This window comes from Duganella sp. 3397 (assembly GCF_031456625.1).
Lineage (GTDB): Bacteria > Pseudomonadota > Gammaproteobacteria > Burkholderiales > Burkholderiaceae_D > Rugamonas > Rugamonas phyllosphaerae.
The window spans coordinates 864,264-888,103 of sequence record NZ_JAVDVB010000002.1; the positions used below are offsets into that span (position 1 = coordinate 864,264).

The 23,840-nt window shown below is 63.9% G+C and carries 19 protein-coding genes; 8 read left to right on the forward strand and 11 right to left on the reverse strand.

What is annotated here, in order from left to right; translation table 11 throughout:
* Nucleotides 1-13: 13 nt before the first annotated feature.
* From J2X54_RS08265 to J2X54_RS08275, 3 genes are all read right to left on the reverse strand, one after another.
* Nucleotides 14-1,279: a lipoprotein-releasing ABC transporter permease subunit gene (locus tag J2X54_RS08265; protein WP_310179733.1), complete on the reverse strand. Its 1,266-nt coding sequence runs from the start codon at nt 1,277-1,279 to the stop codon at nt 14-16.
* Between the two features lie 120 nt (nt 1,280-1,399).
* Nucleotides 1,400-2,146 carry a hypothetical protein gene (locus tag J2X54_RS08270; RefSeq protein ID WP_310179735.1) on the reverse strand — a complete coding sequence of 249 codons (747 nt, stop codon included), beginning with the start codon at nt 2,144-2,146 and terminating at the stop codon, nt 1,400-1,402.
* 46 nt (nt 2,147-2,192) lie between these two features.
* Nucleotides 2,193-6,290 (reverse strand): SdrD B-like domain-containing protein, encoded by a 4,098-nt coding sequence (locus J2X54_RS08275; RefSeq protein ID WP_310179737.1) that lies wholly within the window; start codon nt 6,288-6,290, stop codon nt 2,193-2,195.
* A gap of 276 nt (nt 6,291-6,566) precedes the next feature.
* On the opposite strand from J2X54_RS08275, the gene J2X54_RS08280 reads away from it, so the two are divergent.
* The 5 genes from J2X54_RS08280 (at nt 6,567) to J2X54_RS08300 (ending at nt 10,906) form a co-directional block, all read left to right on the forward strand.
* Nucleotides 6,567-7,649, forward strand: coding sequence for a hypothetical protein (locus J2X54_RS08280; protein ID WP_310179739.1), 1,083 nt, complete (start codon nt 6,567-6,569; stop codon nt 7,647-7,649).
* A gap of 17 nt (nt 7,650-7,666) precedes the next feature.
* Nucleotides 7,667-9,361 carry a single-stranded-DNA-specific exonuclease RecJ gene (recJ, locus tag J2X54_RS08285; protein ID WP_070252045.1) on the forward strand — a complete coding sequence of 565 codons (1,695 nt, stop codon included), beginning with the start codon at nt 7,667-7,669 and terminating at the stop codon, nt 9,359-9,361.
* Nucleotides 9,362-9,435: 74 nt separating this feature from the next.
* The gene (locus tag J2X54_RS08290) at nt 9,436-9,870 is read left to right on the forward strand and encodes an antitoxin Xre/MbcA/ParS toxin-binding domain-containing protein (RefSeq protein WP_070252046.1); all 435 of its coding nucleotides are present in this window, start codon (nt 9,436-9,438) and stop codon (nt 9,868-9,870) included.
* Entirely contained in the window at nt 9,871-10,563 is a 693-nt protein-coding gene (locus J2X54_RS08295) for an RES family NAD+ phosphorylase (protein ID WP_070252047.1), read from the forward strand.
* A gap of 13 nt (nt 10,564-10,576) precedes the next feature.
* Complete coding sequence (locus J2X54_RS08300) at nt 10,577-10,906, forward strand: DUF2288 domain-containing protein (RefSeq protein ID WP_070252048.1); 330 nt, start codon at nt 10,577-10,579, stop codon at nt 10,904-10,906.
* Here J2X54_RS08300 and J2X54_RS08305 read toward each other — a convergent pair.
* Nucleotides 10,903-12,786, reverse strand: a complete 1,884-nt coding sequence (locus J2X54_RS08305) for a carbohydrate-binding module family 20 domain-containing protein (RefSeq protein WP_310179741.1) — start codon at nt 12,784-12,786, stop codon at nt 10,903-10,905. The two genes, J2X54_RS08300 and J2X54_RS08305, sit on opposite strands and share 4 nt — an antisense overlap.
* Before the next feature lie 268 nt (nt 12,787-13,054).
* Here J2X54_RS08305 and J2X54_RS08310 point away from each other — a divergent pair, with 268 nt between their 5' ends.
* Both J2X54_RS08310 and J2X54_RS08315 read left to right on the forward strand, forming a co-directional pair.
* Nucleotides 13,055-13,966 carry a glycoside hydrolase family 43 protein gene (locus J2X54_RS08310; RefSeq protein ID WP_310179853.1) on the forward strand — a complete coding sequence of 304 codons (912 nt, stop codon included), beginning with the start codon at nt 13,055-13,057 and terminating at the stop codon, nt 13,964-13,966.
* A gap of 8 nt (nt 13,967-13,974) precedes the next feature.
* On the forward strand, nt 13,975-14,703 hold the full coding sequence (locus tag J2X54_RS08315) for a lipase secretion chaperone (protein WP_310179742.1): 729 nt from the start codon (nt 13,975-13,977) through the stop codon (nt 14,701-14,703).
* 118 nt (nt 14,704-14,821) lie between these two features.
* Here the strand turns inward: J2X54_RS08315 and J2X54_RS08320 are convergent, their stop codons facing one another.
* The 3 genes from J2X54_RS08320 to J2X54_RS08330 all read right to left on the reverse strand — a co-directional run bounded on the left by J2X54_RS08320 (nt 14,822) and on the right by J2X54_RS08330 (nt 17,324).
* Entirely contained in the window at nt 14,822-15,274 is a 453-nt protein-coding gene (locus J2X54_RS08320) for an RcnB family protein (protein WP_310179743.1), read from the reverse strand.
* 109 nt (nt 15,275-15,383) lie between these two features.
* The gene (locus J2X54_RS08325) at nt 15,384-16,466 is read right to left on the reverse strand and encodes a DUF4272 domain-containing protein (protein WP_310179745.1); all 1,083 of its coding nucleotides are present in this window, start codon (nt 16,464-16,466) and stop codon (nt 15,384-15,386) included.
* Between the two features lie 18 nt (nt 16,467-16,484).
* Nucleotides 16,485-17,324: an aldo/keto reductase gene (locus J2X54_RS08330; RefSeq protein ID WP_310179747.1), complete on the reverse strand. Its 840-nt coding sequence runs from the start codon at nt 17,322-17,324 to the stop codon at nt 16,485-16,487.
* A gap of 129 nt (nt 17,325-17,453) precedes the next feature.
* On the opposite strand from J2X54_RS08330, the gene J2X54_RS08335 reads away from it, so the two are divergent.
* The gene (locus J2X54_RS08335; protein ID WP_310179748.1) at nt 17,454-18,317 is read left to right on the forward strand and encodes a transposase; all 864 of its coding nucleotides are present in this window, start codon (nt 17,454-17,456) and stop codon (nt 18,315-18,317) included.
* On the opposite strand, the gene J2X54_RS08340 is transcribed toward J2X54_RS08335, so the two are convergent.
* The 4 genes from J2X54_RS08340 to J2X54_RS08355 form a co-directional block, all read right to left on the reverse strand.
* Complete coding sequence (locus tag J2X54_RS08340; RefSeq protein ID WP_310179750.1) at nt 18,249-19,127, reverse strand: response regulator; 879 nt, start codon at nt 19,125-19,127, stop codon at nt 18,249-18,251. The genes J2X54_RS08335 and J2X54_RS08340 overlap by 69 nt on opposite strands.
* Nucleotides 19,124-20,842: an ATP-binding protein gene (locus J2X54_RS08345; RefSeq protein ID WP_310179751.1), complete on the reverse strand. Its 1,719-nt coding sequence runs from the start codon at nt 20,840-20,842 to the stop codon at nt 19,124-19,126. The genes J2X54_RS08340 and J2X54_RS08345 overlap by 4 nt, the downstream gene beginning before the upstream one ends.
* Nucleotides 20,839-21,567 (reverse strand): Crp/Fnr family transcriptional regulator, encoded by a 729-nt coding sequence (locus tag J2X54_RS08350; protein ID WP_070252056.1) that lies wholly within the window; start codon nt 21,565-21,567, stop codon nt 20,839-20,841. The genes J2X54_RS08345 and J2X54_RS08350 overlap by 4 nt, the downstream gene beginning before the upstream one ends.
* Before the next feature lie 131 nt (nt 21,568-21,698).
* Nucleotides 21,699-23,741 carry a bifunctional 2',3'-cyclic-nucleotide 2'-phosphodiesterase/3'-nucleotidase gene (locus J2X54_RS08355; protein WP_310179754.1) on the reverse strand — a complete coding sequence of 681 codons (2,043 nt, stop codon included), beginning with the start codon at nt 23,739-23,741 and terminating at the stop codon, nt 21,699-21,701.
* Nucleotides 23,742-23,840: the final 99 nt, after the last annotated feature.

The following is a 23,840-nucleotide window of genomic DNA, read 5'->3' on the forward strand; positions in this document are numbered from 1 at the left end:
GGTCATTCCAGAATTATTCATAACGCAGCGCCTGCGCCGGTTTTACACGCGCGGCGCGCCAGCTCGGGTACAGCGTGGCCACGAACGCCAGCAGCACCGAGACGGCGCCGATACTGAGCACGTCGCCCCAGCGCAGGTCCGACGGCAAGGCGCTAATGAAATAGATGTCCTTGGACAGGAACTTCATGCCCAGCAGCTGCTCGATGGCCGGCACGATCACGTCGACGTTCAGCGCCAGCAGCGATCCCAGCGCCACGCCGATGGCGGTGCCGGCGATGCCCACCAGCGCGCCCTGGATCATGAAGATCTGCATGATGGAAAACGGCGAGGCGCCCAGCGTGCGCAAGATCGCGATGTCGGCCTGCTTGTCGGTCACCGTCATCACCAACGTGGAGACCAGGTTGAACGCGGCCACCGCCACGATCATGGTCAGGATAATGAACATCATGTGCTTCTGGCTTTGCACGGCGGCGAACCAGGTGGCGTTGAGCATGGTCCAGTCACGCACGTACAGCTGCCCGGGCATGGCCATCTTGAGTGCGCGCGCCACCTGCGGCGCCTGCTGCATGTCGGCCACGCGCAGGCGCAAGCCGGCCGGGGCGTCGATCTTGAGGATGCTCTCGGCGTCGGCCAGGTGCACAAAGGCCAGCGTGGAATCGAACTGGTTGTGGCCGGCCTCGAAGATGCCGACCACGTGGAAGGTGTGCATGCGCGGCATCACGCCCGCGCTGGTGGGCTGGCCGTCGGCCAGCGCCAGCGTCACCTTTTCGCCCGGCTTCACATCGAGCAGGCGCGCCAGCTCGATGCCGAGCACGATGTTGTCGCTGCCCGGGGTCAGTGCGCTGAAGCTGCCCTGGCGCATCTGCTTGATGACGTCCGACACTTGCGACTCCATCTCGGGCAGCACGCCACGGATGATGGCCGGTTTGAGCACGTCGCCGCGCACCAGCATGCCCTGTGCTTCGGCAAACGGCGCCACACCGGTCACTGCGGGATTCTTGCGGGCCTCGAGCGCCTGCTGGCGCCAGTCCGGCATCTGGCCGCGCAGGTCGAACAGTTCGGCGTGGGCCAGCACCGACAGCATGCGGTTGGTGACCTCTTTCTCGAAGCCGTTCATGACCGACAGCACCACGATCAGCGCTGCCACGCCCAGCGCGATGCCGGCCATGGAAATTGCGGCAATAAAGGAGATAAAACGGTTACGGCCGCCGCGCTTGCCGGCCCGCGTATAACGCAGGCCGACCAGCCATTCGTACGGCAAATTGCTGACGACACTCATAAAACTCATAAAAAACGGTCACGCGTGGTGGGTTGAGGGCGCAGTGTGCCACAACTTCACGAAATTGCCATCACGCACTGCTTTCCCGGTACTGAATTACCCCCAGATTACCCCGAGTTATCAAACGAATTTTTCGTCGCCCAGCACTTCGCCCTTGCGGCGACGGCTGCCCATCACGCCCAGCAGGCCCAGTCCCAGGCCCATCATGGCCCAGGTCTGCACTTCCGGCACCGGCGATACGGCCGGCGACGCGCCCAGCATTTCCTGGGACACCTGGTTACCCAGCGCACCGGTAAAGCTGGTGTAGGTGTACAGGTTTTTCAGCTTGTAACCGCGGATATTGTCCAGCAGGGCCTGGGCGGCTTCCACGTTGACGTCATTGCCGGGGGTGTAGTACTGCATGCCGCCGGTATTGAACAGGTCGCCGTCGTCGCTATGCAGCTCCCACAGCGCCAACTGGAAGGCGATCTGGGCGTCAGTGCTGGCGCCGGTCCCCACGCTGGTGATGCTGTTGGCATACGCGGTTTCGAACAGCGCCTTGACCGTATCCTTGACGACCACGTTAAAGGTCGCGGTATAGATGGCGTTGGGGATGGTGTCAACCGCCGGCGCGAAGCAATAGGCGTAGAACTGGTTGGCGTAGCTGTCGTTGCTGGTCATCTGGTACAGCGATACGCCCTGGGCGTGGAAACCGGGAATGATCGGTTCCTTGAAGAATTTGGCGCCGTCATCGACGACGAAGCCGCCGTCGACCGGGCTCTGGTTGTAGGTAGCAGCCGGCACCGGCGCAGCGTGGCTGACGCCGGAAACAGCGATGGCGATGGCGAAAGCGGAGGATTTAAGGACGTTTTGCAAGGTGATGTTCATTTTTATTTTCTTTAAATGGTTATTTGTCAGAGTTGAAAAGTCAGGTTCAGCCCATGTACACCGGGCACTGGCCCACCAGTTGTACCTGGGCGGCGTCGGCGATCAGCTGGTCGATGGTCGGCGCAGTGATGCCGGCATCGGCCGCGTCGCTGGCGGCCACGTTGAAATACACGTCGGTCATGGCCGCGCTGTGGCCAGTGGCCAGCGTGACGGTGCTGCTTTCCATGTGCAGGTTGTTGTTGGCATCGAGGAATGCCAGGTCGGTGTAGGCCAGTTTCAGGCTCACCACGCCGGCCTGTGCGAGCGACACCAGTTCGCCGGCGCCGGTTTTGCCGTCGCTGTTGGCGTCCTGCCAGATCAACAGGCTGGCGAAGTCGCGGTCCAGCCCATCGACCACACCGTCGCCGTTGCTGTCGAAACTGGCCAGCTTGGCAAAACCGTCGCCCTTGCCCATGCCACCGAACAGCTCGCTGATGTCGTCGATCCGGCCGTTGTGGTTGCCGTCGATGGCCAGGAAGCCGTCGTCCCCGGACAACCAGCCGGTCTGGATCGCCTTGCCGGTGCCCAGCAGGTCGAAGCTGCCAGCCATGTCCTCGCGCGCAATGGTGTGGATACCGTCGCCGTTCAGATCGATGGCGATCGGGGTGATCGCGGCATCCCAGCTCATGTCGTTCTTGCCCGAGGTGAGGGTGATGATGTCGGTCTTGGTGATGTTGTTGAACATCTGGCCGTCGCCGGCCACGTCGGAGTCGACGGTGTCGTTGGTGCCGGTGTTCTTGACGCCCCATTTCCAGGTGCTCATGTTGACACCCTTGAAAATCACCTCGGCCTTGTTGAACTCGACGTAGTATTTACCAGGGGTCAGGTCGGCAAACTTGTAGTTGCCGTTGGCGTCAGTCTTGACCGAGGCGCCCAGTTGCTTCCGGGTTGCTGCATCGTACAGCGACACCGTGATGCCGCTGATACCCTCTTCACCGGCTTCCTGCAAGCCGTTGTGGTTGCTGTCCCGCCAGACCTTGTCGCCAATACTGGCCTTGCGATAAATGCCGGCGTCTTCGGTGGTGATGTTCTGGCCTTTGCCCAGCGCGATGGTGCCGGTGCGGCCCGTGCTGCCGTTGACACTGGTGATATCGGAATCGGTGGCGTCGCTGCCCATGCCCGACTTGGTGAAGAACCAGCCGGCGCTGTTGGTCACTTCCACCTTGTAGTTGCCGGCAGCGAGGCCGCCGAACAGGTACTGGCCGCCGTCATGGGTGACGGTGGTGGCCTTGAGCACGTTGTTGGCGTCGTAGAGCTTGACGGTCACGCCATCGACACCTTTTTCGCCCGCGTCCTGCACGCCGTTGTAGTTGGTGTCTTCCCACACCCGGTCGCCGATGCTCGATGCCTTGACAAGGCCGGCGTCACGCGACAGATCGACGGCGCCCGAGGCCAGCGTGAACTGCGAGATCAGGCCGTTGGCGTCGGCATCGGAGTCGCTGCTGTCGTAGTAGCCCTGGTTTTGCTTGGTGAACAGATAGCCGTCCGGCGCATCGAACTTGACCGAGTACTTGCCCGGACCGACATCGGCGAACAGGTACTGGCCGTAAGCGTCAGTGACGTCGGTGGCAATCGCCTTGCCTGCTTCGTTGAGCAGCGTGACTTTCACGCCGCGCACGCCGGCCTCGTTGCTTTGCTGGATGCCGTCGCCGTTGGCGTCGTGCCATACGCGGTCGCCGATGGCGCCGGTCTGGTAGATGCCGGCGTCCATGCTGGTGACGTTCTGGCCGGCGGCAACGGTGACCGAACCGAGGTTGCCACTGGCGTTGGCGTCGCTGTCGAGCGCGTCGCTGCTGCCGGCGTTTTGCCTGGTGATCGCAAAGCCGTTGGGCAGTTTCATCGCCACGCTGTAGGTGCCTGCTTCCACTGCAAACTTGTAGTTGCCGTTGCTGTCGGTAGTGGTGGTCTTGACCACTTTCCCGGTGCTGTCGCGCAGTTCCATGGTCACGCCCGACTTGCCGCTCTCGCCGGTGTCCTGGATACCGTTGCCGTTCTTGTCGAGCCACACGCGGTCGCCGATGGTGGCAGCGCCGACCACGCCCGCATCCACCGACTTGTTGACCTCGCCGGACGCCAGCGTGAAGCTGTGCGACAGGCCGCTGGCATTGACGTCGGAGTCGATGTTGTCGTTGCTGCCGACATTGGCAGTGGTGAAGCCCATGCCTTCGGGCAGTGTCGATTTGTCGAACTGCACGCTGTACGCGCCGGGTTTCAGGTTAGTGAACTGGTAGTTGCCGTTGGCGTCGGTATACACTGCGGCGCCCACAGGTTTGCCGGCAGCGTCCAGCAAGGTGACCTTGACGTTGCAGATGCCGGCTTCGCCGCTGTCTTGCACGCCGTTGCCGTTCTTGTCGAACCACACGCGGTCGCCCACGCTGGCGGTCTTGTACAGGCCGGCGTCGATGGTGTTGTTCACTTCGCCGTTCGCCAGGGTGATCTGGCCGCTCTGACCGGTACTGCCGACGTTGCTGTCGAGACTGGCATCGCCGCCGGCGTTGGCACCGCTAAACACGTAGCCCTTGGGCGCGGTCACGGCCACCGTGTAGCTGCCGGCGTCGGCCGAGAAACTGTACTTGCCGTCGGCGCCGGTGGTGGTGGTCTGCACCACGTTGCCGGTGCTGTCCTTCAGCTGGACGGTGGCGCCGGTGATGCCGGCTTCGCCCGCGTCCTGCACGCCGTTGGCGTTGCTGTCTTCCCACACGCGGTCGCCGATGGTGGCTTTCTGGGCCACCAGGCCGGCGCGCACGGTCACGTCGTCGCCCGAGGCGAGCGTAACCTTGCCGGTCGTGCCGGTATCGAGGCTGGCGTCGGAGCCGCCGCTGCCCGGCGCGCCGGTGCTGGCGGTGGTCAGCGAGTAGCCGGCCGGCAGCGTCGCCTTGTCGAATTGCACGCTGTATGCACCCGGCTGCAGGCCGGTAAACTGGTAGTAGCCGTTAGCGTCGGTGGTGGCGACGGCGCCTGGCACGGCGTTGCCGTTGGCGTCGAGCAGGGTCACGCGCACGCCGGCAGCGCCGGTTTCACCGTCACTCACCAAGCCGTCGCGATTCTTGTCGAACCAGACGAATTCGCTCAATGACGCCGGGCGGTACAGACCGGCGTCGATGTCGAGGTTGTTCTGGCCCGGGGCCAGTACAACGCTGACCTGGCCGTTGGTGCCGACGTCGCTGTCGAGTGCGCCATTGGCGCCCTGGCTGGCGGCGGCGAAAACGTAGCCGGCCGGTGGCGCCACCGCCACCGAGTAGGTGCCAGGATCGACGGTGAAGTCGTACTGGCCGCCGTCGTGGGTGGTCACGCTGGCCACTATGTTGCCATCGGCGTCCTTGAGGTTGACGATGACGCCGTCGATGCCCGCTTCGCCAGTGTCCTGCACGCCGTTGCCGTTGACATCTTCCCAGACCAGATCGCCCAGGTGCGCTGGCGGCACCTTGAAGGTGAGGTAGTTCGGGGTGGCGCTGGTATCGGCTGCGCCGCAACCGACCAGCCCCCCGGCATCGCGGACCTTGAAGCCGATTTCGAAGGCGCCGGCGGTGCTCTGGCTCGGCTCGAAGCTCAGCTTGCCAGCCTGGATGTCGGCGGCGGAGATTTCGGTATTGAGGGTAACGGCCACGCCGTCGAGCTTGAGGACACCGGCGGTGGGCAGCGCAGTGATGATCACCGACTGAAACATGTCATGCTCGACCATATCGACGAAGCCGAAGTCGGCCTGGGTGAGCGCAACCGGGCTGCCGTTGTCGAGATTGAATATCTTGTCGGCGCCGGTTGGGGCGTCGTTGACCGGATCGACCACCACGCGCAGACTCAGCGTGATGGTATTGCCCTTGGTGCCTTGGTCGAGCACGAACTCGTAGGTCACGAACTCGCCATTGTAATTGGCAGCCCACTGGCCGGGCCGGACGTAGAGGGTGTCCGCGTCCACCTTGCCGAACAGCGGGCTGTCCTTGCTGGTGACAGTCCCATCGGGCAGCACCACCGAGACAGCGTTGATTTTCAGCGTATTGCCGGCGTTGGGCGTATAGCCGATGTTGGCCAGGATATCGCGAATGTCGAAGGTACCGTCAGTATCTTCGCATATGTGAATAGTGGTAGCAAGATTGATCGAGCTCATGCTTTCTCTTTCGTCAGTTCGTTTTTTTTCGACAATGAGCCGGCGCGGCGGAACGATGGGGGTGGAGCAGCGGCGGTAGGGATGTTACGTCGTCATGACGGGGGCTGAGTAATGACTTTCTTTCATTTTTGTTGTCGAGATTATAGCTAAGATTTTATTTGGATAACTAAAATTTTTTATTTGTAATGATTTTGTGCGCGAAATAATACAGTTTTCTCATATGCAACTATTTTGAAACATTCCGCCTCGCGGGCCGCAATCGCCTACAATCTCGGGATGACCGATATTACCCTCGCCCTGCCCTTCGCCCTGCCCCCAGCCGACATGGCGCCGCACCTGCTGCGCGCCCTGCAAGCCCCCGCCCTGGCAGCCCTGCTGGGCCGCCACAGCCGCCAGCAACGCCACAGTTTTGCCCAGCACAGCCGCGTATTGCCGCATGAAGCCTGGCTGGCCCGCACCCTCGACCTGGCGCCGTCGCCGATCACCTTCCAGACCGGCGCACCGCTGGCCACCGCCTGTATGCGCGGCTGCGGCTTGCAAACCCAAGCTGCCGAAGGACACTGGCTAATTCTGCAACCAGCGCATATTCAAGTGTCGAGCACCCACCCGTCGCTGGCCGACCCGCGCGCGCTGCAACTCGATGAAGCCGACGCCCGCGCCTTATATGATGCCGCGCGCCCCTATTTCGAAGAACTGGGCAAGCCGCTGCTGTTCGGCGCGCCGGGCCTGTGGTTCGTGCGCGCCGACGACTGGGCGCAGTTGTCCACCGCCTCGCCCGACTCGGTGGTCAACCAGAACCTGGGCGACTGGCTGCCCGAGGGCGAGCGCGCGCGCGACTTCCGGCGCCTGCAAAACGAAATCCAGATGCTGTGGCACCAGCACCCGGTCAACGCTGCGCGCGAGGCGCGTGGGCTGCCGGCGGTCAATTCTTACTGGTGCTGGGGCGGCGCGTCTGCGTCTGCGTCTGCGTGTGCGTCTGCCGATACTGCCGCAGTTGGGGCGGCCACGCTGGCCGTGAGCGGCGGGCCGTCGTGGCTGCAGGCACTGGCCGCACCCGAACTGCGCCAGGCCACGGCCAACGGGTTGATCGGCCGCCAGGACAACACCGTAACCAATACCGTGGCGGTGGTGGCCGACCTGATCGCGCCGGGCCAGGCCAGCGAATGGGCCGAATGGATCGCCGCCCTGCAGCACATCGACCAGCACTGGTGCGCGCCGCTGCTCGCGGCCTTGCAGGATGGGCGCGTAGGCCGCGTCAACCTGATGCTCAGCCACCGCGAGAGCTGGCTGGAAGTGTCCAGCACCAAAATGGCACAGCGCAAATTCTGGCGCCAGCCGAACCTGAATCTTTTGAAGTAACCGACGAAATAACCGACATGACCCGTATTGCCATCCGCCCCATTCCGTTCCGTGAATCCGAAGTGCTGCGCCAGGACGGTATCCACCCGGTGCTGGCGCGCCTGTACGCGGCGCGCGGCCTGACCGACGCCAAGGACCTGTCGAGCGAACTGTCGGCAATGATCCCGCCGTCGGGCCTGATGAACATCGGCGCCGCCGCCGTGTTCCTGGCCGATTCCATCGCTGCCAAAAAACGCATGGTGATCGTGGCCGACTACGACTGCGACGGCGCCACCGCCTGCGCCGTGGCGCTGCGCGGCCTGCGCCAGATGGGCGCCCACATCGACTACATCGTGCCCAACCGCTTTGAATACGGCTATGGCCTCACGCCCGAAATCGTGGAACTGACCGCGCGCGAAAAGCAGCCCGACATCATCATCACGGTCGATAACGGCATTGCCAGCATCGACGGCGTGGCCGAAGCCAACCGCCGCGGCATCGAAGTAGTGGTGACCGACCACCACCTGCCGGCCGACACCCTGCCCGCCGCACGCGTGATCGTCAACCCGAACCAGCCCGAGTGCGGCTTCCCGAGCAAGCACATTGCCGGCGTGGGCGTGGTGTTCTACGTGCTGCTGGCCTTGCGCGCGGAGTTGCGCCAGCGCGGCGTGTTCGACGCCCAGACCCAGCCCAAGCTGCAAACCCTGCTCGACCTGGTGGCGCTGGGCACGGTGGCCGACGTGGTGCGGCTCGATCCCAACAACCGCATCCTGGTGGCGCAAGGGTTGAAGCGCATGCGCGCCGGCCAGATGCACGCGGGCGTGGCCGCGCTGTTCCGCGTGGCCGGGCGCAACCCGCGCACGGCGTCGCCATTCGACCTCGGTTTTGCGCTGGGCCCGCGCCTGAACGCGGCCGGCCGGCTGCAGGACATGTCGCTCGGGATCGAATGCCTGGTCACCGACGACGAGGACCGTGCCTGGGCGCTGGCCCAGCAGCTCAATGACATCAACCTGAAACGCCGCGAAATCGAAGCGGACATGCAGGACACCGCGCTGCTGCACCTCGACACGTTCGAGCCAGCCAACAGCAGCACCATCTGCGTGTTCGACGACAGCTGGCACCAGGGCGTGATCGGCATCGTGGCCTCGCGCCTGAAAGAGAAATTCTTCCGGCCGACGATTACTTTTGCGCCCGCTGGCGACGGCTGGATCAAGGGCTCGGGGCGATCGATCCCCGGCTTCCACCTGCGCGACGCGCTCGACCTCGTGTATAAAAAGGCACCGAGCCTGATCGACAAGTTCGGCGGCCACGCCATGGCCGCCGGCCTGACCCTGCGCGCCGACGCCTTCGAAGCATTCTCGATCGCCTTCGAGGAAGTGGGCAAAGCCTGGCTCACCACGCAGCAACTGGAACGCGTGATCGAGACCGACGGCCCGCTCGAAGACGCCTATTACACCACGTCGTTCATTGACCTGATGGCGGGCCAGGTATGGGGACAAGGATTTGCGCCACCGGTGTTCTGCGATGAATTCCGCGTGGTGAGCCAGCGCATCCTCAAGGAGCGCCACCTCAAACTGCTGCTGGAAAAGAACGGCGCCCGCTACGACGCGATCTGGTTCGGCCATATCGATGCGCTCGGTGATCGCGCCAGGGTGGCGTTCCGCCTGGACGCCAACGAGTTCAACGGCGTGACCAAGGTGCAGCTGCTGGTGGAGCATGCCGAGGCGGCCTGAGCCCGGGTTCGACAGGAAATCGGATTGCCTTTCATCCGAAAAAAGAGTATAACGACTCCATTACCGGAGGATTTATGCTCAATTTTGCCTACCCCCGCAGCCGCTTCGAGCCCACCGTGCTGGTCGATCTCAACGCCAGGGCCGAGCGCGAACGGTTGTCAACCTCGGCCCTCAAGGGCTTTTTCAAGCTCGCCGCCACCTGGAAGGTCCGCGACGAGGATGCGCGCCAGCTGCTCGGCGGCCTGTCCAACAGCGCCTGGTACGACTGGAAGAAAAAACCGGAACGCACGCTGGAAGTGGACTGCATCACGCGCATTTCCTACTTGCTGGGTATCTACAAGGCGCTGCACATCCTGTACGGCGACCAGCTCGCCGACGAATGGATCAACCTGCCCAACTCCAACCAGATTTTCGAAGGCCGCACGCCGCTCGCGTACATGCTCGGCGGCGGCCTGCTGGCCATGCAAACCGTGCGTCAACTGCTCGACGCCCGGCGCGGGGGCTTGTAAATGGCGGTCAGCCTGGTGCCACCACTGACGGTCCTGCGCCAGTTCGACACCTGCCGCCTGCTGCCCTCGCGCTTCGCCGACGTCGAGGATTCGGTGCTGGCGCCGCTGGCCGACAACGACGCCCACTTGCGCGACCTGTTCGACCTCGATAACGCCACCAATGCCAGGCTGAAGACCCAAAACGGCGGCGGCGCGGCCGGCATCAATCTCGATGAACTGGTATTCGGCGTGCCGAACTTCCGCATCATCAACGCCGCCTACACCTACGCCCATCCGCAGGGCAGCCGCTTCAACGATAGCCGGCGCGGCGCCTGGTACTGCGCGTTCGACGCCGAGACCGCGCTGGCCGAAGTGACCTTCCACAAGACGGTGGAATACGCCGAGATCAACCGCTTCGACGACAGCGTGCAGTACCAGTGCATGCTGGCCGACTTTACCGCCACCTTCCACGACCTGCGCGGCCAGCCGCGCTACGAGGCCTGCCTGGCGGCGGACAGTTACGTGGAGTCGCAAACGCTGGCCGAGCGGCTGGTCGATGGCGGTTCGCTGGGCGTGCTGTACCCGAGCGTGCGGCGCCCCGGTGGCACCAACCTGGCGTGCTTCCGCCCTGCACTGGTGGGCAATGTCCGCAAGGGCGCGGTCTATCGGTTAACATGGCAAGGCAGCCCGCAACCGAACATCGAACTTATTTAATACCTTATTTGATATGCAAACCAAACCAGAAAAAGATACCGAACTGCGCGACAAGGTCAACCGCGAAACCGCGCGCATGCCATGGACCGAACTGCTCAAGCATTTCGCCCAGGGCAACGTGGTGTGGGTGGCCGACTCGCTCGACCTGGTCGATGTAGCCGTGCGCATCTCGCACGACGACAAGGCCAGCATCGGCAAGTGGATGGAAGCGGGCCTGCTGGCCAAGGTCAACGACGAGCAGGCGCAAGGCTGGCTCGAATCGAACGCCCAGCTGTGGGCGTCCGTGGTCAGTCCATTCATCCTGGTGCAGCAGCAAAAGGCCGTACCAGCGAACCTGCACTAATTTTTAAAACTGCCGCCGTCGAGCGTGAGCGAACCGCCGCAGACCGGCGTGGTCGCTTCGCGGTTGCCGCTGGCGGTCGTTTGGTTACTTTCCCACACGGCCGAGCCGCCCGCCTTGACGAACTTGTACTGGATAGTGGTGGCCGGCGGCAGTTGCACGGTGCTCGACCACGGCACGTTGGCGCCACTGCCTTCGATGGTCATCTGGGTATTTGCGCCCGGGGTCCAGTTGCCCAGGGCCGGCTGGTTGCCCACCACGTTCAGGTTCTGGCCGAACGCCGTATTGGCGTTCGCCACGCGGAACGTCACCGGCACCGTGGTGCAGGTGCCGCCGCCCGCGCCACCGCCGCTGCCGGCAATTTTCTGGTTGACGTGCAAAGCCACTGCCGGCACGCCCGATCCGCCATTGCCAGGAATACTCACGCTGATGACGCCATTGCTGGCCACCGTCACGCTGCCGCCCGTGCACGCCGAGGCGGTACTGTTCAACTGTCCCTGCACCACGTTGCAGTAGGTACCGGCCGGCAGCTGGGTTTGCAGCGACACGTTCCACGGTGCGCTGTCGTTGTTGATGGCCACATAGCCCTTGGCGCCGCGCGCAAACGCGACCTGGTTGCCGGTGCCGCTGGTGAAATTGTCCACGCCCTGGCCACGTGAGACCGCGCGGAACGCCACCATGTTCGAGATATCGCTCCAGCGGTGGATGAAATCCCACTGCTGGTTGATGACGGGATTGCCGCTGGCATCGAACGGGCTGGCCGATGGCGGCGCCTGGTCATAGCTGGTGAAGCGGAAACCCGAGTGCAGTTGCGCCGCGCCGTATGGCCACGCCAGCATGAAAATGTTGGCCAGGTCGTAGCGCTTGGTGCCCTGGGTGTCGTTGACGCTGCCCGAAATGTAATTGCTGGCGACCAGCGAGCTGCCATTGCGCTCTGTATCCCAGTTGTTGACGAACACAGTCGCTTTCTCGCTCGGGATGAAGCCCCAGCTGCCACCCCAGCTGCCGGGCGTGCCCATGATGGTGCGCACTTGCGCCAGGTTGGCGCCGTTCTCGTTGCGGAACATGGCTTTTAACGCATACGCATACTGGAACTCGTTCAAGGTGCCGGCGGCAAAATAGGTCGAGCGCACCACGTTACTGTCCGGGATCACCTCCTGCGTCACCCACAGCGCCTCGCCCGAGGTGGTCGTCTGCGTGATGCCGCCCAAGATGGCCTGGATATCGGACGGCTGCATGTGCTTGGCCGCGTCGAAGCGCAAGCCATCCACGCCCAGCGCCACCAGCTTGTTCAGGTAGGTTTTCACCTGGCCCTGCACGTAGCTGCCCTCGGTTTTCAGGTCGGGCAAGCCGCTCAGGCGGCACACCATCACGTTGTTGCGATTACCTGGCGCGCCGTAGTCGCCGCCGGCGATGTCACACGCCGGGTGGAAATCGCTGGCGCTGAAAAATGGGTACGTCAGCGAAGTCGAGTTCCAGGTCGAGCCGTCGGTGGCCGTACCGGCGCCGGCCGCCACGTGGTTGACCACCACGTCCACGTAGATGCGCACCCCGGCCGCGTGGCAGGTGTTGACCATGGCCTTGAACTCGGCCTCGGTACCCATATTGCTCTTGAGCGAATTGAAATTGACCGGCTGGTACACATCCCACCAGGTGCCAAGACTGGCTGCAGCCGTTGGCGGCGACACCTGCACGGCGCCGAAGCCCTGCGGGCCCAGGAAGCTGGTGCATTCTCTGGCGATATCGTTCCACTTCCAGCGGAACATCTGCACCGACGTGTCGCCGGGGTTGAGCGCGGCGTGCGCGGGGGCCATGGCGGCGGCGCCGAGCAGACCGGCGGTGAACAAGGTGGCTGGGATGTTGCGCAGTCTCGTGTGGGTCATCATCGTGTCCTTATCGTTATGTTTTTGGGAAGCATGTCTCCCACATAAAATGTAGCAGAACTACAGCTGATTTAAAGCGCGATTTTCAAATATTTCTCCGTTTCCCCGCGCGTCTCAGTAATTCGACTACAGAAAGTTTTGTAGTCGCGATATGGATCCCGGTATCGCTGCGCGCAAAAAAATGATTAGACGACCCGCGCTGGTCGGCACAGCATGGCGTACTGCCGCGTTGACGGCATCGATAAAAACGGAGACCAAATTGAACATCATGAAAAAATGGGTGGCCGCAGGCTGCCTGGTGCTGGCCTCGGCCGGCGCCGCTGCCGCCACCTGGACCCTGACCGGCGACATCGTCAGCCATGACCCGCACCTGTACAAGGCGGCCAATACCTGGTGGATCGTGGAGACCAGCGATACCGGCGTGGGCGTCAAGTACTCGGCCAATGGCCGCGCGTGGACCCAGGGCGTGCCGATTTTCGGCAACGGTTTGCCATGGTGGGGCCAGTACAACGGCAACAAGAAACAGGCATGGGCGCCAGACCTGCACGAGTGGAACGGCAAGGCCATCCTGTATTACGCGGTATCGACCTTCGGCAGCCAGAAGTCGGCGATCGGCCTGGCCACCGCATCGAGCATCGCCCAGGGTAACTGGGTGGACCAGGGCGCCATCCTCACGTCCGCACCCGGCGATAACTTCAATGCCATCGATCCCAACTTTTTTGTGGACAAGGCCGGCCAGCCGTGGCTCAGTTACGGCTCGTTCCAGACCGGGATCTACATCACGCGGGTGGACGCCAACACCCTGAAACCGTTCGGCGCCAAGACCCGGCTGGCGACCGATTCGATCGGCATCGAGAATCCGTTTATCGTGGCCAACGGTTCGTACTACTACCTGTTCGTCTCCAAGGGCAAATGCTGCGACGGCGCCAACAGCACGTACCGCATCGCCTACGGCCGCTCGACCAGCGTGACGGGGCCTTACCTGGACAAGAACGGCGTGGACATGCGCAACGGCGGCGGCACCGTGCTCGATGCGGGTGGTGGCCGCTTCATCGCACCGGGCGCGGAATCGATCAGCAACGGCGTGCTGGCGCGCCACGCCCTCGACACCCAGAACAACTACACGCCGGTGCTGTTCATGAGCGACCTGTTCTTCACCAACGGCTGGCCGACGTACTGATGAAAGCGGTGCCGGTCGCAGTGATCGCGGTGGCGGCGATGCTGGTGATGGCGGCCATGGTGCTGGTGGCGGCGATGGCGCCGGGCACATGGTCGCCGGGATCGGCACCGGCTGCGCTGCCCTCCGGCCAGACCACAGCGCGGGATGCGGCTGGGACGCCGGGCGACCTTGTGCACCGGGCGGACGGCGGCGCTGACGCAGCGGCGTTGGCTGCCCTGCCCGCGCCCACCGCGCCGCTGCACACCGGGCCTGCTTTGGCACCTGCGGACAAGCCCGCACTGGCGCTGACCGAAGACCACCACCTGATCGCCGACCAGGCGCTGCGCGCAGTGATGGAGGCGTATCTGTCGGACCGGCGCAACCCGCGCCGCTTGCAGCAACTCGATGAACACTTGCGCGAACGGCTGCCGGCCGGCGCCGCATCCGAAGCGCACACATTGGCGGCGCGCTACGATGCCTACCTGGCCGCGCACGCTACACTGCTGAATGCGCAGAATTTCGCCGACGAACCGGACCTGCAGCGGCTCACCAGCTGGCAGGCGCAGCGCCGGCAACTGCGCGAGCGCATGCTGGGACCGGAGGTTACCGAACAGTGGTTCGGCACCGAGGACGCCTACCTGGAGCAGGCGCTGGAAGAGCGCCGCCAGCCGGCACCGGCGGTCACCGGCGAAGAGCAACTTCGCGCCCGGCACCTGCGCGCAGTCGTCGACGCCGCGACTGGGCGACTGCGGCGCTGACCTAAGGACGCTGGGCAAAGCACTGACGGCAGCGCACATGAAAAAAGGCCGCATCGCTGCGGCCCTCAACTGTCACCCTCAGCTGTCACTCTCAACTGTCACTGTGCAGCGCTGCCGATCAATTCGACAGGATCAGCGTGGCGATCACGCCGGTGGCAATGCCCACCAGCACGTAGTCGGCGCCGGTCTGCACCCAGTGGTAGCCGCGCGGTGGCGCGCTCAGGCGGTGCGTGCGCCAGTTATCCACCACGTACTGCTTGCTGCGGTACTGCGGCGGCAGGCGGTGGCCCTTGTACAGGTCGTGGCGCGGACCGGCGCCGCGATGGCCATTGTTGGCGCCGCGATTGTCGTGGCGATAGTCGTAGCGGTCGTTGCGGCGATCGCCGTCGAAGTCGCGCCGGTCGTCGTGTTTGTCCTTGTACTTGTTGTTACCATTGCCATTGCCATTGCCATTGCCATTGCCATTGCCATTGCCGCGATGGTCGTCGTTGCCGCGGCCTTGCGCCATGGCGCTGCCCATTGTGCCCACGAATGCCGCCAGTACTGCGCCGAGGATAATTTTCTTGTTCATGTCAGCTCCTTCAGTTAAGCCCGAAGATTGCTCCGGGATGACTGAAATATACCGTTGGAAAACTTTTGGTTCCGTTCGGTAGCATACATAAGGGTTTTACGTAGGCGCATCAGGTCGGCGTATCGACCTCGTCCCAGTCACGGTCCTCGAAGCGCACCAGCCAGTTCAGCGCATGGTGGCGCTCCTGCAGCACGCTGTCGTTCAGGCCTGCCGGTACCGCAGTTTTCTTGAGCAGCGCCTGGCGCGACGCCCAGTGCAGGCGATAGTGCAGGTCGAGCGCGTCGAGCACTTCGCTGGCGGTGCGCACGACCGGCTGCTTGCGCAGCCCCTCGGTGCCGCGCTCGATGACGGTGCTGGAAATGGCCGCGACATCGCAAATCTCATCGGGGAACGGCAGCGCCTCCTGCAACCCCAGCGCCCATTGCAGCACCAGGATCGCCTCGTAGCGCCACAGGAACTGGGTGATTTCGTGGGCGGTGGGCGCATCCTTGGCCAGGAAGTCGCGCTCCAGTTCGGTGAGGCCCGCAAACGCCGGCGGAAAGCGCTGCTGCAAATCGGCCACCGCGATCGGGCGCTCGCCCGTCAACGACTCGGCGCGGATCGCCACCACGAACAGCGCCAGCATGCGGCGCAGCACATCTTCCGGCGTGCGCAGGCGCAGTTCCGGTTCCGACACCACCGGCGGCAAATCGGCAGGCACCGTGACCCCGCGCTGGGCGATGACCGCATCGGTGCGCGCCTTGCGGTCCCAGGCCGCAGGAGGGTATGGCAGCGCCGCCTGCGGGTCGCCGTCGGCAGCCGCTGGCTTGAGCAGTGCGCGTCCCTGCGGATCGAGCACGCTGCCATCGGCCATGAACAGGATCGCGTTGGCGGCTTCGGCCCAGGCCAGCATGGCGGGCATGTCGGCCGGCGCGATGGCCAGGCTGGCATGTTGCTGCACGCGCTGGATGTGGCGGATCACGTGGTAGCGGGTGCGCGTCAAGTTGCCTTTGCCCGCGTCTGCCACATGGTGCATGAAGCCGTTGAGATGCTTGCCCAGTTCCGGATCGGCCAGGTTGCGCAGGCCGCCCGTCACGTGCGGAAAATCGCGCGGCGGCAACGGCGCCACGGTGGCGTAGGCGTTGACCAGGATTTCGTCGCCTTGCGGGGCGGAAGGCGTGGCGGAGAGCAGTTGCTTGAGTCGTTTGAACATAATCGTTGGTGGCAGTAGTTATCTCATGTCCAGCGCACGCGCGCGGCGCGGCGGCGGAAAGGCGCGGTCCAGCGCGGCCAGGTCGTCGCTGGTCAGCACGATGTCGGCGGCAGCGCGGTTGGCGCGCAAGTGTACAGGATCGACCGCCTTGGGGATAGCGATCACGCCGTCCTGGTGCAGCACCCAGGCCAGGGCAATTTGCGCGGGCGTCGCGTGGTGGGTATCGGCCACTGCCCGCAGGGCAGCATTACCCAACAGGACTGACTGTTCGCGCCCGCTGCTCTCGAGCGGCGAATAGGCCATCACCGGCATGCCGCGCGCGCGGCACCACGGCAGCAGGTCGAACTCGATGCCGCGCTTGAGCAGGTTGTAGAGCACCTGGTCGGTGGCGGGCGCACCGTAGCCGATGGCCTCCTCCATGCTGGGCAGATCGAGGTTGCTCACGCCGTATTCGCCGATCTTGCCGGCCTGCTTGAGGGCCTCGAAGCCATCGAAGGTTTCGGCCAGCGGGTGGTGGCCTTGCCAGTGCAGCAGGTACAGGTCGATAGAGTCGACCTTCATTCTCCGCAAGCTGCGCTCGCACGCCTCGCGCACGCCGTCGAAGCTCGCATTGTGCGGATAGACCTTGCTGACCAGGTAGACCTCCGGGCGCCGCCCGGCAATCGCCGCGCCGACCACTTCCTCGGCACCGCCTTCGCCGTACATCTCGGCGGTGTCGATCAGGGTCATGCCCAGGTCGAGCCCCAGCTGCAAGGCGCGCACTTCGTCTGCCTTGCGCGTGGCGTCCTCGCCCATATTCCAGGTCCCCTGCCCCAACACCGGCACGGTCACGCCGGACGCAAATGTGACTGTTTTCATGACAGTACTCCTGTGACATCAAAGACCGGACAGTGTAACGCTTCGGGGTCAGTGCCGACATTCGGACATTTTTGAACTTTATTGATCTTGCATAGTCACCCTTCGTCACGGAAGGGTTAGCTTTGCATAATGACCAGACCATTAAGAGTGCAGTACGCGGGCGCCCTCTACCACGTCACCTCGCGCGGGGATCGCCGGGCAGCGATCTATCGCGACGACGTGGACCGTAGGGTGTGGCTTTCCATACTAGAACAGGTATGCCAACGCTACAACTTCGTCGTGTTGGGCTTCTGCCAGATGACCAACCATTACCACCTTGTTGTGGAAACTGTCGACGGCAACCTGGCGCAGGGCATGCGGGTATTGAACGGCACCTATTCGCAGTATTTCAATCGCCGCCACGAGGTCGTGGGGCACGTCTTTCAGGGCCGTTACAAGGCGATACTCGTGCAGCGCGAATCATACCTGCTCGAGCTCACCCGGTATGTGATCCTTAACCCGCTGCGCGCCGGGGCTGTGGCATCGATCGAGGCGTGGCCCTGGAGCAGCCATGGTTATCTCACCGGGAGCATGACAGCACCGCCATGGTTCGAGGCCGACGCCATTCTGGGGCACTTTGCCGCCGACCGCACCGAAGCTATAGCACTATATTGCCGCTTCGTGCTTGCAGGGATAGGGGCCGCCAGCCCACTGAAACAGACCAGGCATCAGCTGTTGCTGGGAGATGAACATTTCATCGCCCAAGCCTACGGCAATCCGGCGTTCAACAACATGGTGGCAATAACGAAAGCCCAGCGACGCGCCACCCTGCTGTCTCTGGCCGAATATTGCGCGGCCTATCCGCGTCGCGACGAAGCAATGGCGCGGGCATATTTTTCCACTGCTTACAGCATGCAGCAAATTGCGGCATTCTTTGGCGTGTCGTCAAAGACCGTCAGCCGTGCGGTTAGAAGCATCGAGAAGGCCGAGCTTGTGTCCGAATGTCGGCACTGACCCCGAAGTGAAAAAGGTGGCCATGGCGGTGATGTCGCGGCCTACGCCGCGGTAGCCGATGAAGCGGCTCGCTTCGTCGAATACCGGTTCGCCGCTCACTTGCAGGTACTGGACGGCGCCGCTGTCGGCGGTGCGGCTGTAGATGAAATCGAGGAATGGCTTGCGGTCGGCGATGTTCGATTCGAGCTGCGCGCGTTCGGCCACGTCCCAGCCGCCGGTGTCGGCGCCCGAGAGGCCCACCATGTCGGCCACCGGCCCGTGACAGTTCACCAACTTGCCCTCGGCGTCCTGTTCCCAGTACCAGTCGGTGGACAGCTCGGCAAAGCGCTGGAAGCGCGCTTCGCTTTCGCGCAGCTGCGCCGTGCGTTCCAGAACCGTGAATTCGAGCTGCTGGTTGTAGCGGCGCAGCTTGCGGTGCAGCAGGCGTACTTCAAGCATGTTCTGGATGCGGGTTTCCACTTCCAGCAAATCGAACGGTTTGCCGATGAAGTCCTTGGCGCCCGCCTGCAGTGCGCGCAGCTTGTGGTTCGGCTGGGCCGTGACCACCAGCACCGGCACATAGCCATCCGGCTCGATGTCGTGCAGCGCCTTCAGGACCGCGAAACCGTCCATGCCCGGCATTTGCAAGTCGAGCAAAATCAGGTCGTAGTGATGCTCCAGGTGCAGGCCGGCGACCTGGAACGGGTCCATGGTGCTGTGCACATTGGTATAGCCGGCGTTGGCCAGCATCTGCTCGAGCAGCATGACGTTGGCTTCCTGGTCGTCCACGATCAGGATCTGCGCGGCGCGGATGTCGGATGGATCTATCATGATGCGGTTTCCTCGGTGGGTGTGTGCGGGCTGCCATGAACGGCGGCAAAGGCCAGCGCTTCGTCGAGTGCGCGCATGAACTGCGTGACATTGATCGGTTTGGTCAGGTACTGGAAGAAGCCCGCTTCCACACCCTTTTCGACGTCGCGCGCCATGGCGTTGGCCGACAGCGCCAGCACCGGGATGTGCGCGGTCGCGGCATCTTCCTGCAAGATCTTCAGGCACCCGAAGCCGCTGATGCCGGGCAGGTTGATGTCCATCAGGATCACGTCGGGCTGGTAGGTGCGCGCCAGTTCGATGCCGGCATAGCCGTCGATGGCCGTCAGCAGCTTCAGGTCGCTGCGGCGCAGCACCAGCTGCTCCACCAGGTTCAGGTTGGCCGGATTGTCTTCGATGTACAGCAGGGTTTTGAGCGGCGCATCGGCGCCTTCGGCCACTGCAGGCGGCAGGTCGGTGGCTGCGATTTCCAGCACCGGCTCGACGCTGGCTGCGAGCTCGATCCAGAACGTGGTGCCCACGCCCACTTCGCTGAAGACGCCGATCACGCCGCCCATCAATTCGGTCAGCTGCTTGGTCACCACCAGGCCGATGCCGGTACCCTCTTCCGCGCCCTCTTCCTGGCCCAGCCGGTTGAACGGCTGGAACAGCTGCTCGACCTGCTCGGCGTTCAGGCCGGCCCCGGTGTCGGTCACGCTCACGCGCACCCGATCACCGTCGGCATGGGTGCATTCGACGATCACCATGCCGCCACGGCGGTTGTACTTGATGGCGTTCGACAGCAAATTGATCATCACCTGTTTTACGCGGGTGCGGTCGGCATGCACGAAGAACGGCTCGCTCATGGCGGCAAAGAACAGCCGGATGCCGCGCTTTTCCGCTTGCGGCGCAATCAGCGACTGGCAATCCTTGAGCACTTCCGCCAGCCCCATCGACTCCTGCGACATGGTCACCTTGCCCGACTCGATCATGGCCAGGTCGAGAATCTCGTTGATCAGCTGGAGCAAATACCAGCCGCCCTTGAGGATCTGGTCGAGCGAGCGCTGTTGCGCGACGGTCGGCGGCGGCTTGTCCGACGCCAGCAACTGGGCAAAGCCCAACACCGCGTTCAGGGGCGTGCGCAGCTCGTGGCTCATGGCCGACAAAAACTCGGACTTGGCCAGGTTGGCCTTTTCGGCCAGCGCGCGCGCAGCTTCGAGTTCGACGTTGGTGTCCTGCAGCGCCATCTGCTGTTCGCGCAGGCGCTGGTCGAGCAAAGCCTGCTCGCGCTCGGCCTGTTTGCGGGCTGTATTATCGGTACCCATCAGCAGGTAACCGATGACATTCTGGCCGGCGTCGCGCAGCGCGCTGACCGACATGCTGGCCGGCAGCCGGCTGCCATCCTTGCGGATGAAGGTCATGTCATAGGTATCCTCGATGCCGCGCGAGGCCCGGAAAGTGAGCGCCTCGAAGCCCGGCTGGATCGTCACACCGGCCTCCAGGCTCAGGGCGGCAGCGCGTTCGACGTCTTCCAGCGGGTCGGCCAGTCCGGCCGGCGTGACGTGGTTGAGTACCTCGGCCGCGCTGTAGCCCAGCATGCGCTCGGCGCCGACGTTGAAGATCTGGATCACGCCATTGACGTCGGTGGCGATGCTGCAAAAATTGGCGCTGTTGTGGATCGCCGTTTGCAGCGCATCGGCCTCGAGCAACAGCTTCGCGACGGGCAGGCCGGCGTTCATTTGACCTCCTGGCGCTGGCGCACGTCCGACATCAGGCGGGCAAATTCTTTTTTGACCACTTCGTAGCACTCGCACACATCGCCCTCCAGGCCATGGCGGTCCAGCACCGAAATATGGCCGCGACGGTTGCTGATATAACCCTTGGCCTGCAGGCGGCCGGCCGCCACGGTCACGCCTTCGCGGCGCACACCCAGCATGTTGGCGATCAGTTCCTGTGTCATGGTGAGCTCACTGGTGGGTAATCGGTCGAGGGTCAGCAGCAGCCAGCGGCACAATTGCTGGTCCACCGTGTGGTGGCGGTTGCAGATCGCGGTTTGCGACATTTGCGTAAGCAGCGCCTGGGTGTAGCGCAGCAGCAGGCGCATCACCGGGCCGGCGCGGTTGAATTCTTCGAGCAGCAGGTGCGACTTGAGGCGATAGCCATGGCCGGCGGTCTGCACCACGGCGCGGCTGGGCGTGGTGTTCCCGCCCATGAACAGGGAAATGCCCAACATGCCCTCGTTACCCACGCCGGCGATTTCCGACGAGCTGCCGTTTTCCAGCACGTAGTGCAGCGAGACGATCGACGACGTTGGAAAATAGACGTGGTTGATGGCGGCGCCGGACTCGTAGAGCACATCGCCCAGGCGCATCATGATCGGATCGAGGTGCGGCGACAGCCGGTCGAACTCGGCGTCGAGCAGCGCCGCCAACAGGTGATTTTGATTGGGATTATTGAGACGCATGTGACGGTCCTGGGTTCCAGTCGTTAACTAGATGGCTACTTGGACGGCTAACGATGACCGTCGCGCACAGTAACACACAATGCCTCACATCATGCGCGCCCCAAGGATTATCGACCTGTCAATGCGAGCTGTCACTGCGCCAGGTCGACCGCGTACCGCGCAAAGCCCTTGCCGCCGCCGTCATCCGGCTGCAATTCGGTCACGCCGCTCAACCCCGCCTCCGCTGCCAGGGCTATCATGCCCGGCGCCGCGTGGAACACCACCGGCCCGGCCACCTGCACCGGCGCAAAGCGCCAACTGCGGGTGCTGCCGTTGGCCGCGCGCGTGAGGTTTTTGGTTTTCTGGATGTAGGCGATCAGCACATCGCGGCTGCTGTCGGGCGCGGCGATCACGGTCTGGCTGCCGTTCAGCCCCGGGAAATTGCCGCCCCCGCTGGCGCGGTAGTTATTGGTCGCGACCAGGAACTGCTGGCCGGGCGTGACCGGCGCGCCCTGCCAGTTCAGCGCCACGATGCGCTGACCGACCGGCCGCGTGACGTCGATCTGGTAGCTGATGTCGGCGTTGGTAAGCATGTCGAAGTTATAGCCGGCCGCACCGGTGTTGATCAGCTCCTGCGGCGCGGTGGCGGCCGGATCGATGCGGTTGAAACGCTCGGCCGATTTTTCCAGCCAGGCCTTCAGGCCCGCGCCATCGACCTTGACCGCATGCAGCTCGTTCGGATACAGGTACAGGTCGGCGGCGTTGTTAAGGGCCAGCTCGCCCGGCTTGACATCGGTGTAGTCGCCCACGCCAGCAGCGCCGGTCTTGAACGGCGACGCCATCGACAGCACCGGCAGCGACGCATACTGCGGCAAATTGGCCTGCACGTAATGGCGCACGTAGTCGGTCTGGGCCTGGTTCACCAGCTGTACCGCGCTCACATCACCGACGTCGGCAAAATACGACGACATGCGGAAGTCGCTGCTGCCCACCGGCGTTTTCACGTAGCCAATGGTGGCCTCGTGCTCGGCCGCCACCAGCCTGGCCACGGCCGGATCGGCCTCGACGTAGCTACCGTCGGCGTTGCGGATGCTGCGCGCTTCCACCGTGGTGCGGGTTTTGTCGATGTTCCAGCGCTGGCCGTCGTAGGTCATATGCAGCGCGATCACGCCCAGGTGCTTGCCCCACAGGCTGGCCATCACGGTCGGCACGCCATGCACGGTGCCCTTCGCCTTGTCCACGCCGGGCAGATTGAATTGCGCGACCGTGCTGGTGGCGAGCGGGAACGGCAGGTGCGAGTGGCCGATCAGCATGGCGTCCACGCCCGGCACTTGCGCCAGGTAGTAGTTGGCGTTTTCCATCGCCGGCGTGTACGGCGCGCCGTCGATGCCGCCGTGCGACAGCGCCACGATCAGGTCCGCACCCTGGGCGCGCATGAGCGGAATGAATTTTTGCGCGGTCTCGCGCACGCCTTCGGCATAGACCTTGCCATCGAGCCAGCGCTTGTCCCACGCCAGGATCTCGGGCGGGGCGAAGCCGATGATGCCCACCTTGATGGTGGCGGTAACCGATTTGCCATCGGGGCCGGTGGCGCCAATTTGCCGGGTGAGGATGCTGTACGGCGCGAACAGCGGCTTGCCCGAGCGTTCGCTGACCACGTTGGCCAGCACGATCGGGAACTTCGGCCCGGCGCAGCGCGGCGCATCGGCCGGCACGCCGGCGACGTCGAAAGCGCTGCCGGTAACCTGGTTCAGGTACGGCAGGCCGTAGTTGAATTCGTGGTTGCCGATGCCGGCGCCGTCGAAGCCCAGCAAATCCATCGCCTTGTAAATGGCCGGCAGCTGGCCGCACTGCACCGGCGCGACCTTGGCCTGGTAGTCCGACAAGGCCGTGCCTTGCAGGGCGTCGCCGTTGTCGAGCAGCAGATTGTTCGGGTACTGGGCGCGCGCCTGGCGGATCAGCGTGGCGGTGCGTTCCAGTCCGATCGACGGCTCGGCTTTGAGCTTGTAATAGTCGTAGCTGAGCACATTGGCGTGCAGGTCGGTCGTTTCCAGCAGGGCCACGGTGGCCTGGGCGCCGGCCGGGGTGGCGCCCGGATTGGCCGCTGTGGCGGCAGTTGCAGCCAGGCTGCCAGCGCCGGCCAGCAGCACGGTGGATAACAGGCGAAAACGGGGGGAAGGCGGCAGCAGCGGCATAAGTCGTCGGATCAGGGAAGATCGCAGCATAGGATCGGGAACAGGATCGAGCATGATACGCAGCGATCCGGCGTGAATCAAGGCATTACAACGGGACGC